Raw genomic sequence first — 13,472 nt, 5'->3', positions numbered from 1 at the left:
CAGCATCCATTTGTTATGATGATAACCGTGAATCCAGTACGCTTTGCGTCTGTGAAAGAGCAAGTCTGTAAGGATCCTGTCTACACGGTTATTATAACCCTGCATGTCAGCCAGAAATCGTTTGAGGAATGAAATGCACATATAGCGGAATGAAATGCCTTTAAAGTCGCATAATTTGCCGGAATTCCTTGGCCTTACTGCGACTCACCGGAATTTCTGCTTCTAGTCCACGCAAGCGCAGGAGATACGTATGATTGAACCAAGGTACAATTTCACGGATTTGCGACAGATTAACCGTATACGATCGGTGACAGCGAAAGAAGTCCTGCTGCGGCAGGCGGGCATGAAATTCCGAAATGCTCATCGGCATCGTATATTCTTCGTGCCTTGTAAAGACACGAGTTACCTTTTCCTGCGCACACGCATAGTAAATATCGTTTGCATCCGTTACGATAATTTTGTCATTTTTCAGCAGATTAATACGCCCCGGAGCAGCAACGGTACTGGTTTCAGCAGCTCGGGGTTGCCCAGCCTGGACAGGTTCCTGTATCTGAGCGTTTCGCTGCTCATAAGCATTTTCGAGCTTATGCAGCATGGATGCGATCCGTTTTTCATCATATGGCTTGAGAATGTAGTCGAACGCCTCTAGTTCAAAAGCCTGCGCCGCATGTTCTTTATAGGCGGTCGTAAAAATAATATAGGGCTTTTTAGCAAATTTGCTAATGTTCTGTGCCAATAGCATCCCGTCCAATGAAGGAATGTTAATGTCCAGAAAGATCGCATCCGTCTCCTGATCTTGCAGAAACCGGAACACATCCAGCCCATCCTCGAAACTATCGGTCACCTCAATGCTGCTATGAGTCTGAATAAGATACTCCAGCTCTTCACGCGCTGGAAGTTCGTCTTCTACAATTATGGCCTTCATGACTTCTCCTTTGGTATGTCAAAATATACTTCGGTGCCCGGATCATGTTTAAGAGTAATAACTCCTTCACCGTACATAAGCTTGAGTCTTCTGTGCACATTGTACAAGCCGATCTGTTTAGCCGGAACTTGATCATGATATAGGTTATCCACTACATCGTCCCGTATACCCACCCCGGTATCAGCTACAGAAATACGCACCTTTTCGCCACGGTCTTTTACAGAAATGGTTACTGTACCTGGTCCCTTTTTCTTGAGGATTCCATGATTAATCGCATTCTCAACTAGGGGCTGGATAATTAGGCTCGGAATACGCACGGACACCTCATCCATTACATACTCCACCTGAAGCCGATTGCCGAAGCGAGCTTTTTCAATTTCTACGTAATCCGACACCTGCTGAAGCTCCTTGTGAATTTCGATCAAATCATCATTCAGCTCCAAATTATAACGCAGATAGCCTGACAAATTGATGATCAGCTCTCGCGCCTTATCCGGTTTGGTGCGCGTCGTCGAGGCAATGGCATTCAACGCGTTGAACAGAAAATGAGGGTTGATCTTCGTCTGGAGTGCCTTTAACTCGGCCTTATTCGCCGCTTCCTTAATTTGCTCCACACGCGACACTTCCATTAACGTGGAAATGATCTGAGACAAGCCAATCGCCATCGTCTGCAACGGATACGTGATTTTATAAGCTTTTCGGTAGTAAATCTTTAGGGTTCCGGTTACTTCTCCCCGCTCCTCTAACGGGATAATGAGCAGAGACTGGATTTGGGGCGTTTTGTCGTCAGCGATATGGTTGCGGATCGTGATTTTACCGCTACGGATCGTCGATTTAGTCACATCGCTAATGATTTCATCCCCGATATGATAGCGTTCTTCGCCAAAACCGACGTAAGCCAGCACATCTCGGGTATCCGTAATCGCCACCGCATCTGCCTTGATGTCTTCTTTTATAATTGAGCAAATCGTATGCAAGGATTCCGCATTAATGGAACGAAAATAAGGCAACGTTTTGTTGGCAATATCCAATGCCAGCTTGGCCTGTCTGGCCGCGATATTCTCCTTTTCCCCCTCCACACTCTGGATTAATAGAACGATTAAACCGATACTGACTTCCCCGATAATCATCGGTAGACCGATCTTGGAAACGATGTCCACACCAAGACCATGAGGTTGGGCCATCACCAGAATGAGCAGCATCGTCAACGCTTCACAGACCATACCTGCGGCGATACCGACCAGCCATCTCTTGGAACGATTGACCCGGCGACCGATATATCCTGACACCACACCTGCCAGAATACTTGTAATCAGACACGGAATCGAGGTGATTCCCCCGATATCAATCAGATAACGATGAATCCCAGATACAATACCTGTAATGATCCCAACCCAAGGTCCAAATAAAATTCCGCCCGCCATAATTGCGATAATCCGAACGTTAACCAGCGAGCCTTCAACTTCAATCCCGGTGTAGGTACCAAACAGTGCAAACATACAGAAAATCAATGTTAGTAACGTCAGCTCTGCCGGAGAATGACTGTTCTTCTGCAAGGTTTCCTTAAACCGGGGGATACGTGTAATAAAAAACAAACAAATCAGCAACAATGCCGCGCGCTCAAATAGCTGCATCAGCATTTCCAACAAGGCGTTCACATGCGTTCCTCCCAAATAAAAACGGATATGCCTACATAGGTTGTGTTATCGTGTACGTCGTTCGTACACACCATACCCGAGTATCATCAAGCCACATACGAATAAAATAATAACAAATATATTGTCAATAAAACTCGGCATATCAGGTTCTGAATTAGATATACCTGAACTATTCAATTTAACAGGGACGGAATTCGCAGCCCATTGAATGACGGATATAAAGCGCTCCATCGTATATATCACTCCACTACCCAATAGGCTTAACACGCCGATTAACAAATATTTAAGCTCCATAGGAATTTCTCCCCCAGTTCGATAAATTCTATCACTCTATCATTATTCACATATTTCAATCCTCACCCTGCCATTACGGGCACGAATAAGCGCCTTTCCGCCAATCGGATATGTAAACTGCGGCGTGGTGTGGCCAAAATCGGCATCTGCAATCACCGGTATAGAGGCCAATTCTCTTTTCGAGCGAATGATTTGCCGCAGCAATTCTTCTGTCATATGCGATGCCTTCTGAAATCGTCCTATGATGATTCCTTTAACCTGATCAAATCCGGGCTGGTGCAACAATGATTGCAAATCCCGGTCAAATGTAGCGGGAGAGCTTTCGTAATCATCCTCAACAAACACTATGGTTCCTTTTAGACTTGGCATGTATGGGGTTCCCTGTAACAAATTCAGAGTACACAAGTTTCCGCCCACAATCGTACCCTCTGCTTCGCCTTCATGAATCGCATATGGACCCGCATTGCGGTGAAAGCTTCTTTGATCCTGATCCAGATACCAAGTATCGTCACTCCACTCTGGCGACGATTGGATTTGAATGCTGCCCTCTTCCAACATTAACCTTTGGAAATAAGTCGTCGTATATTCATTTCCTCGCAACATAGCAAACGTCAAAAAGTGAGGTCCTGCATACGTGATAAGCCCTGTTCTGGCATAAATCGCATGGCTTAACGCCGTTATATCCGAATAGCCACATAATCGTTTAGGATGAGCGCCGATCAGATCATAATCCAGATGGGCTAGAAGCTGATTGGCATTATACCCCCCAATGGAGGTCAGAATGCCCTTTACCTTTGGATCCACAAAAGCTTCGTGCAAGTCAGCTACTCTAGACTCTATCGAAGAAGATGCAAAGTCATCGTTTTCCAGCACATGCTGTGAAAAGCTCACTTTAAACCCAAGTGTCTCCAGTCTATGCTGGGCAATCAGGCGATTTTCCTCAGAAACAATAGACAAGCTTCGGGATGGCGAAAGAATGCGTATCTCGTCTCCAGCTTTTAATTTAGGTGCTTGCTTTCCCATCATCATGGTCATTCCCCCTTGTTACAAAGCATTTAAACTGCCACAAATTATACCATCAACTTCCATCTAATTATAGCTTCTAAAACTTCCCACTTCATTTCCCTTCTTCTTAAACACAGTAAAAAACCGGGGATACCGCTTGTTAGCGATAAGCCCCGGATCTCTAGTCCGCTGATGAAGCTTTTCGGTTATTTACTTTTGCTGATTTTGCTAGAACTGCCGCCCTCATTCTGGTCATGCACCAGCTCTTTCAACTGAATAATCAATGCCTCCAGCTCACTAAATCCCGCCACCATATTGGAGGTTATATTTTGCTGCTCCTCTACTCCAGCCAAAATTTGCTCTGACGCTGCACTTGCTTGTTCAGTCACACTGGAAAATTCCATCATCTCTTGAACGACCTGAGACGAAAATTGCTGCATACTATTCGTACTGGACTCTACCTCCACGGCCTGCACCAATACTTTATTGGCATTTTGCAGAATATCCTCCAGTACAATTTCGGTCGAATGTGCCGACTCCATACTTTGTTGTAATCTTTCCTGTCCCATGTCAAATTGACTTACAACAGAATCCATCTGAGTTCTCAGCTGCTCTAAAATACCTTCCATCGCCACTGAGGTGTTTCCAACCATTTCAGCCAAATTACGCACTTCTCCAGCCACAATCGCAAATCCTTTCCCATGCTCTCCCGCTCTGGCAGCCTCAATGGATGCATTCAAGGACAGCAAATTGGTTTGCTTTGAGATTTGAGTAATATCTTTAAGCATGGCAGACATATTGTCACTCTGCACTTTAAACTCATCTAATTCTTCTTTGGTACGACTCATCACCCGACCCAAATCCTTAATTTGAGATGTTAGTGCAAGTAGTTGACTGCTCCCTCTACCCCCGGCATTTTTCGTATCTTCGGAGAGCTGCTTCAGTTCTCGGGAATGATCGGCAACCTCGCGCACGTGCTGATCAGACTGAGCCAAGTTATCCGTGACCTCAGTGATATTCGAAGCTTGCATTTCTACCCCTTTGGCAACCTCCTGAAACCCGATAGCGACTTCATTCGTCACGTTGCCTGTAGCATCCACTTGATTCCTGAATCGTTCTGTAAAGCTATGCAATCCAGCTACAGCTTGTCTAACTTGCTCAAACAGGAATTCAATCCGTTGCCTTGTGGCCTCCATATCTTTATTTTGCTCTTCCGTTTTCTGAAACTGCTTTTGATTTAACACCGATACCACTAACAGTAGCAAACCAATCAGTAAAACAATGATAAACTCATGCACATAACGCAAAGAACCGGTAGCCTGGGGAGTTGCGGGCGTACCGATCGTAATTTGTACAAAAATATTACACAGATTTAAGGTCATGGTTACCAGAAAATATCGGTAAGATGGGTAGAGCAACAACAATGAGCAGATAAAGATCGAAACTACTACATCCACGCTAGACAAGTTCACAAATATACATATAAATGCACTATAAAATGTAATAATCCAAGGAATAAGACGGATTCCTTTCTTTTTCATATTCAGAATTGTCAAAACTGCCGCGACTACAAATCCTACACCACTAGATACCCACATCGAGGGATTAGATACTGCCGGGATGATGCTGCTCAAAGTCATAATCCAAAAAATAATGATCACCAATTTGTTTCTTTGCCACAACAATTCATTCGTTCTGTCCATGATTGCGTACGCGCTCCTTAGATATATATTAGGTATTTATAAAATAAAAATGTAAATGCCATACTATATATATCGTCATATCAGGACGCGTATTGAATGATGGTCGTGTTTTAAAGAGAAAAACCGCCCCCTAACAGGGAACGGTTTTTAGCTCAACGGTTTGATCATCTTCTTTAATCAGCCAACGTTCAATATGCCTGCTGACTTCATTAAGATTCCTTGTTTTCGGAAGCCTCTTCAGCGCCTTCAGTTGCCGCTGCATCACCTTCCACAGCAGCATTCTCTACCTCGACTGCACGCGGCACGATCACGGATGCCAGCAACTCCTCTTCAGAGACATGCAGCGTCACACCTTTAGGAAGCTTCAAGTCGCTTGCGCTCAGCTTGTCGCCAATGTCCAGTGCGGATACATCCACTTCAATGGTGGACGGCAAGTCAGAAGGCAAACCTTCAACTTCGACTTCTGTTTCTTGAACTTGCAGGATACCGCCTGTTTTTGTACCTACAGGGGTTCCCTGATAATCAATAGAAACACGCACGCGAAGCGGTTTGTTTTTGGAAATTTTTAAAAAATCGGCATGCAACCATTGGTTGTCACGCTGTTGATAATCTTTAATAATGACTGGGATCGTTTCTCCGCCTTCTACTGTGAGATTAAAAACCTCTGAACGTCCGGTTCTGACTACTTTATTAAATTCCTTGGCATCGACATGTACAGGGGTTCCCTCGATTTCAGAGCCGTAAACCACAGCTGGAATCCGTCCTTTTAACCTTAATCCACGAATGGCCGAACCCTTCTTCTCTGTTCTCGGCTGGGCGGTTAGTTGAATACTTCCTCCATTAGAACTCATGATATACAACCTCCTTCAGGTTACCTTACAAATGATTTTCCTCCAAGAATCTTGCTTGGTTTACCAGTCGTACTACAGAATATGAGCCAGCAAGCTGGCAAAACTAAACAACTCCATAATTCTATTTTACCCCTTTTTTCTGAAAGTGACGCACACTTGCATAAAAAAATAGCATTTCTCGAAATGATCGAAAAATGCTATTTTCTCGTGTATATATGGCAACCAGGCATACAAGTCTATCCCGCTCGGTTATCGTTAACCAGTAATAAATATTCCTCTCTGCCACTATGAATCAATACCTGCATCACAGACCGGGTCAGATCTACAACAATATAACGATCTGCCTCCACATCCTTGGCATCCCAGTGATTCAGGCGGACAATGTAGCCAATTCGCTGTACATCAGGAGCCACCCGAATGCGGGCTATTGCCCGGCCGTCATCTAAATCTTGAAATTTAACATGTCCGTCACGGTACCCAGTGCCCCATACCCACACATTCCAGCCAGAGTATTGCCGATCTGCACGCTCGTAGATCAATTCAATTGTGCGGAATGGAATAACCTCTCTATCGTTTCCTAGCTGGGCATCTGTCATTGCTGTACCTGCAATCTCTTGATTTGTCCGCTCATCCAAGCCTTTCGTTTTGTTATCCATTTGCTCGTTAGCTTGATGATCATGCTCTGTCAAAAAGGAGGCTTGGGGAGGTCCATCCTGATCGTACAACACCATCATCGACCAGCGCGATACCGTCACACGATGACCTACCACTTCATACCGTGTCTCAATCCCGGCCCCGTGTGCATCCACGACCACATGCCAACGGTCCGATTCCGCAGGCAATGATATGGTCTGCTCTGTATCCGAACCGTTATAAATCACTACAATATGATTCCAGGCATCGCCGTTAGCATGATGCCTCAAGGCAAAAGCCACCACATGTCCACTGCTTTGCAGGACTTCCATATGCTGCTCCACTAGCTCACGCTGATCTATACGGAATGCCGGGTGACTGCGCCGCAAAGCAATTAAGCCTTTGTAGTAATCAAACACAGGTCGAAACCTCGCCTTGTGATTCCAACGGATGGCGTTCACCACATCAGAGCTTCGGTAGCTGTTATGGTCTCCATATTTGGAACGCAGCAGTTCATCCCCTGCATGGATAAAAGGAATGCCTTGCGATGTCAGAACCATTCCGTTAGCTAACAGGGACTTACGTACAGTTTCGTTTTCAAGTAGGTTACTTTCATCCATCTCCTGATACGGGTCTGCTTCGGCTACGGCTTGTTCGGCTGTCCTTCCATCTTTGGGGTTCCCCTGCTCCCATTGCGGAAAACGACAATGCTCCCGCAAATGTCTCACCGTCAAAATTTTATCCCACAAATTGAGATTATCGTGGGCCGTTACATAATTGACGGTCTCTGATGGCTGAGCTGTGAAATCATAAATAGCTCCAAAAGCACCTTGAAGTACCCGTTCCTCCTGATTTTCCGCCCCCGTAGCAAACCCGCTTCCTGTACCGTCGCTATCTCCCTTAATGGCAGAACGGTAATTGTCGTTAAAAACGGCAAAACCCTTATCCCGCTGCGTTCCTTTTAATGTAAGCAAAGGCTGAGGGGACTCTCCTCCTGTCCAAGGCTCACCATAGATCAGCAGATCGGGACGTATCTCAGAGCGAAGTTCTCGGGTAAGCTGCTCTACAGTCGGTGTATCAATCAACGCCATCAAATCAAACCGGAAGCCATCTATGTGATATTCCTCTGCCCAATAGCGCAGTGAATCCTTGATATACTTGCGCACCATCGGACGTTCGGTTGCCATCTCATTACCTACACCTGATCCATTGGTGAGCTTCCCTTGCTCATCTGTACGATAATAATATCCTGGTACAACTGGCTCAAACGGACCCTTTTCCACCGAATACGTATGATTGTACACGACGTCCATAATGACACCGATGCCGGCCGCATGCAGAGACTGTACCAGCAATTTCAACTCGCGTATACGAGCCTCCGGATCAGCTGGATTGGAAGAGTAGGACCCCTCCGGCACATTATAGTGCTGCGGATCATAGCCCCAGTTATATTCAGTTCCTAATTCCGAAAAGTCATTCACCGTATGAAAGTCAGCCACGGGAAGCAAATGAACATGTGTAATGCCCAGCTCCAGCAAATGATCCAGTCCGATACGGTTACCCTCGGAATCCGTTAATCCCGTATACGTAAAGGCTGCAAACCGCCCCTGAGCGGCAGATAAATCTTTTATACCCGTATTAAAATGGGGGTCCATCGAAAAATCACGCACATGAAGCTCATAGATAATGGCATCTGTCGCACGCTCAAGTACAGGCCCCTCATCCTGTTCCCATCCATCCGGGTTGGTTCGATCCAAATCAATGATAGCCGTACGTTGCCCATTGGCTGATACCGCTCTGGCATATGGATCGGCAGCATAATGAATGGTGTGGTCCACCCACTCCAGCCTGTACATGTAATAATATCTGTTCCAGTCGCCTTCCAGTTCGATAGACCATACACCTTGATCATCACGGCTCATTAGAAATTCCTGACCACCACCGTGCTCCTGAACGATTCCTTCCTGATCGTACACCCCTGCGTCGCTATACAACGCTATATGAACCTGCTGTGCAGTCGGTGCCCATACCTTAAATTTGCTGCCCGCAGGCGTATAAGTAAGACCCAAATCATAGCCTTCATATATGGGATATGCTGTGTGCTCAAGTCCCTTGAGCTGATTGAAATCAGACATTCCTGTTCACCACCCATTTTTATACATCGGCTTATAGCCTCTGTTCATCCATCATTTATGATGTTTATGACTTGTCAATATACCTCAGGATTTGCAAAATCCTCACCTCATAGGCTATCAAAATAAGACAAGCTTGAAAAGCTGGATGAATTAAATAAGGATGACACTCTCATTTCAACACGCACACTCCATTTTATGACAAAACGATGAACAGGCTACAGCTTTCGCCTCCAAAGCATCACATTTATTTTCTAGCTTTTATCACTTATAGACTAGACTGAAAAAAGCATGCTAAACCATGTACCATTTTCAGGAGAGTCGGCGGTTATCCATTTGAAAAATTTCGTCAGCCATTCGCATGGTAGAGCTTCGATGCGATACAAGGATAATTGTTTTATCTTGCTGCTGTTCTTTTAACGATTTTAAAATAATCGCTTCGTTCAAACTGTCCAAATTGCTAGTTGGTTCGTCCAGCAGTAAGAGGGGCGCATCATGAACAAAGGCTCTGGCCAGTCCCAAGCGCTGACGTTCTCCACCAGACAGCCTGTCCCCCAACTCTCCAACTCGGCTGTCATATCCTTGAGGCAATGTCATAATAAAATCGTGCACTGATGCCTTACGGGCTGCTTCTACAACCTGTTGATGTGTAGCATCAGGCTTTCCAATTTTGATATTAGCTGCAATGGAATCATCAAACAGGAACGTATGCTGATCGACGTAGCTTTGCAAGCTTCTCAAATGTCGGGTCTCAATGTCCTTTAAATCGTGTTCAGATAGCAAAATTCCACCTTGTTGCGGGTCCCTGAATCGCATCAGCAACTTCAACAACGTTGACTTGCCGGAGCCGCTTTTACCCTGAATACCTATAATTCGCTTGGGCGGTATCGTGAGACTTACGTCCTTCAGCACCGTTTGACCATCGTATGCAAAAGTCACCTTATCTATCTGCGCTCCAGTAAAGCCAACAGTCATTCCATCCATATTTTCTTCTACCTCCGGGGTCTCCTCCAGCAGACTCAGCACTCGTTCCCCGCTTGCCAGCGTCTGAAGCAAATTGTTAGACAAATTGCTCAGCGCGACCACCGGACCAAATGAACTAAACAGGGCAATGACTGAAATCAGCATACTTGTAAAATCCATCTGCCCCTTAGACATGCCATACAATCCAGCTAGCAGCATCAAGAATGAAAATCCGACTACAGCCGCATCTGTGATCGCTCTTGTGATGCCTTCGTGATGCTTCAAGTCCTTCTGCTTGGCATCCAACTGCTCCGTACGACGGTTAATTTCATTTAATCGTTGTTCCCCTTGCCCATATTGAACAATTTCCTTCATCCCGCGTAAGCTGTCTAAAAAATAACTACTCAGCTGGCCGAAGCTGCTCCGGTATTCCATCCCTTGGCGCTTGCCCATACGTGACGTAAGCAGAGGAATGAATAAACCGACGGTTATGTAAGCAAGCGCAGCGATCCCGCCTAGTAAAGGCTCATAAGAGCCTATAAAAAACACCATAAGCAATGAAGTAATAATGCCGATCATAACAGGCGCTATCGTATGCGCATAAAATACTTCCAATAGCTCAATATCACTTGTAATCAGCGAAATCAGATTCCCTTTGTCTTTGCCTTCAAGCTTGGCTGGAGCCAACCTACGCAAGGCTAGAAGCACCTTGTCACGCAGCACGGCCAGCAGCTTGAAGGCGAGATAATGACCGCTCATTTGCTCGCCATAACGAAATACGCCGCGTAATACAGCACATAGCACGATGGTAGTCAGCAAAAATGTCATGCTGTAGCCTGTCGTGATGCCCGTTGCTGTCAGTAGGGCAAGGGCCCCATACACAATAATGCCAATAGCACATACAAAACCAAGCACTCCTGTAACAATCGTTATGAGCAGCACAGGTAAAAGAGGCCCTGCCAAGACCAACAATTGACCCATAATCCGTAAACCGTGTCTACGCATATACAGCACCTCCTTTCACAAACTGTTCCATCCTATGCTGACTGAGATACATCTCCGCATAATGTCCCTGCTGGCTCAACAGCTCCTGATGCGTTCCGGATTCTGCCACTAAGCCATTTTGCAGCACATAAATGCAGTCAGATTGGATCACGTTTTCCAGTCTGTGAGAGATGAGAATCACTGTTTTTTGACCTGCCAGTGCATGTATGACTTCCATGATGCCTTCCTCACTCTCAACGTCAATGTTAGAGGTAGCCTCATCAAAAATATACACATGACTATCGTGCAGCAACGCTCTGGCCAGTGCTAGCCGTTGGCGCTGTCCTCCTGACAGATTCGCTCCCTGCTCCTCTATCTCTGCTTCCAGTCCCCCTTCGGAGAGAATAAAATCATACAGCTTCACTTGCCGCAACGCTTCCAGCATTTGTTGCTCATCCGCGTGCTCATTCCCCATTCTCAAATTCGCTTCTACAGTGCCTTTAAAAATGTAGCTGTTAAAACCGATCCAGGTCATATGACGCAAGCGGCTTTCTTCCGTAATGGAGGTCAGTTCGGTTCCTCCGATCTTCAGGCTTCCTTGATAGCCCTCATGATGTCCAACGATCAATCCGGCTACCGTACTTTTACCTGAACCTGATTCTCCAACAATGGAAACAAAGCTCCCTTGAGGGATATTCATGGATATATTTCGTAAGGTATCTCTTTCATCGTAAGCAAAATTTACCCGTTCCAGTTGAATGTCTGTGGCTTCTATGCTTTGTTGTCCTTGTATAAAATCCTCTGTACTCAACATTTGGAATATTTTGTCGCTTGCTGCCATTCCGTTCATGGCGATATGAAAGTAGGAACCGAGCAGACGCAGCGGAATGAAAAACTCTGCCGACAGCAAAACAATGATGAGCGCTCCCGCCAAGCCAATATGACCTGAAGAATATTCGCTTACCGCGACCAGCACACCAGCGGCGGCACCACCAAATGCGATAAGATCCATGACAGCCACGGAGTTTAACTGCATAGTCAGGACTTTCATCGTCATTTTGCGAAAATCCTCAGCCGCTGTGTTCATCTCCTGATGTTTATCCTGGTCTGTCCCGTAAATTTTGAGCGTGGTCAGACCTTGTACATTTTCCAAAAAGCTGTGACCCAAATTGACATAGCTGCCCCAATATTTCCGAAACAGCTTTTTAGCCATCCTCATAATGACAATAATGGACACTGGAATTAAGGGAACACAGATTAATAGAATAATAGCCGCTTTGAAGCTGACAAAAGAGAGGGTGATGAACAACGTTACAGGCGCAAGCAGACTATAGAATAGCTGAGGCATATATCTTCCAAAATAGGTCTCAAGCTGCTCCACCCCTTCTACAGCAACCTGAATAACCCCCGAAGTGGAAGTATGATCTGTATAAGAGGGCCCCAGCTTTAGCAGCTTGCCGTAAATCTGTGAGCGCAGCGTTTTTTTAGCATTGATTGAAGCCCGATAGGACAACATACTGGCTGCATAATTACTCAGAAAGCGAACTGCAATGGCAGCCATAACAATGACCGTCATGAATAGAATCAGCTTGCGAGTCACTTGTCCCTCCCATGCTTGCTGCATCACAAAGGCCATAGACAAAACAGCGGCTATACTCCCTAAAAGACCGATCCACTGTACAAGCACACCCAAGATGATATATTTTCGAGAATGCTCCACCAGGCCTAACAGACGACTGTCGACCATTTTAGATCTTTTTTTTGGAGTAGGAACGGCTTCAGTTGAAGTCGGAGTTTCCACCTCAGCTTCTCTCACAGTTCCGACTCGGAATATAAAGTAATAATATTTAAAAAGGATGACCAAGACGATGAGCGTTTTGCCCCATATATTAGGGGTAAAGATAAAGCCTGTAATCAGCATAGCTGACGCTAAGCCCAATGACGTAATTTTTGTAGACAATTTCAACGACCTGGTTTGAACAAAACTTTCCAGATATTTATGATACAGAGACGTATTGGAAAACCACCGATGAATCCTTTCAGACCCCCGCATAAAGAAAAAGGTTGCCAGCAGCAGAAACGGTGTAGTCGGCAGCAACGGCACCACTACGCCAATAACGCCAAGTGCCAAAAATAAAAACCCTAAGGTAATATAAATCGGTTTCACTATAATCCCCCTAATATATATACTGTTAATGATATTTTATAGATAATGATAATCATTATCAATATATATAATTTAGTCAGGTTGTTATGTGATGTAAATCACGCATATAAAAATCCTCTTGAAGCTCAACTCTACAGAACACTTTTGTGCTCATGTA

9 protein-coding genes are annotated in these 13,472 nt (G+C 45.3%); all 9 read right to left on the bottom strand.

Annotation, left to right across the window (positions count from 1 at the left end; translation table 11 throughout):
- Nucleotides 1-160: 160 nt before the first annotated feature.
- Nucleotides 161-925, bottom strand: a complete 765-nt coding sequence (locus tag ACXHJ2_RS04775; RefSeq protein ID WP_013372559.1) for a LytR/AlgR family response regulator transcription factor — start codon at nt 923-925, stop codon at nt 161-163.
- Entirely contained in the window at nt 922-2,583 is a 1,662-nt protein-coding gene (locus ACXHJ2_RS04770; protein ID WP_185156539.1) for a sensor histidine kinase, read from the bottom strand. Before ACXHJ2_RS04770 ends, ACXHJ2_RS04775 begins: the two co-directional genes overlap by 4 nt.
- 45 nt (nt 2,584-2,628) lie before the next feature.
- Nucleotides 2,629-2,877 carry a hypothetical protein gene (locus ACXHJ2_RS04765; RefSeq protein WP_013372561.1) on the bottom strand — a complete coding sequence of 83 codons (249 nt, stop codon included), beginning with the start codon at nt 2,875-2,877 and terminating at the stop codon, nt 2,629-2,631.
- A 42-nt stretch (nt 2,878-2,919) separates the two neighbouring features.
- Entirely contained in the window at nt 2,920-3,906 is a 987-nt protein-coding gene (locus tag ACXHJ2_RS04760; RefSeq protein WP_165083111.1) for a S66 family peptidase, read from the bottom strand.
- A gap of 182 nt (nt 3,907-4,088) precedes the next feature.
- Nucleotides 4,089-5,585, bottom strand: coding sequence for a methyl-accepting chemotaxis protein (locus ACXHJ2_RS04755; RefSeq protein ID WP_165083109.1), 1,497 nt, complete (start codon nt 5,583-5,585; stop codon nt 4,089-4,091).
- A gap of 209 nt (nt 5,586-5,794) precedes the next feature.
- Nucleotides 5,795-6,436, bottom strand: coding sequence for a 50S ribosomal protein L25 (locus tag ACXHJ2_RS04750; protein ID WP_013372564.1), 642 nt, complete (start codon nt 6,434-6,436; stop codon nt 5,795-5,797).
- A gap of 236 nt (nt 6,437-6,672) precedes the next feature.
- Nucleotides 6,673-9,204, bottom strand: a complete 2,532-nt coding sequence (pulA, locus tag ACXHJ2_RS04745; RefSeq protein ID WP_165083107.1) for a type I pullulanase — start codon at nt 9,202-9,204, stop codon at nt 6,673-6,675.
- Nucleotides 9,205-9,513: 309 nt separating this feature from the next.
- A complete protein-coding gene (locus ACXHJ2_RS04740) occupies nt 9,514-11,169 on the bottom strand; it encodes an amino acid ABC transporter ATP-binding/permease protein (RefSeq protein WP_165083105.1) in 1,656 nt (551 codons plus the stop codon).
- Nucleotides 11,162-13,315, bottom strand: a complete 2,154-nt coding sequence (locus ACXHJ2_RS04735; protein ID WP_165083103.1) for a DUF454 family protein — start codon at nt 13,313-13,315, stop codon at nt 11,162-11,164. The genes ACXHJ2_RS04740 and ACXHJ2_RS04735 overlap by 8 nt, the downstream gene beginning before the upstream one ends.
- Nucleotides 13,316-13,472 lie beyond the last annotated feature (157 nt).

Source organism: Paenibacillus sp. ALE3, from assembly GCF_054113405.1.
This window is presented reverse-complemented; position numbering and strand designations above follow the sequence as displayed.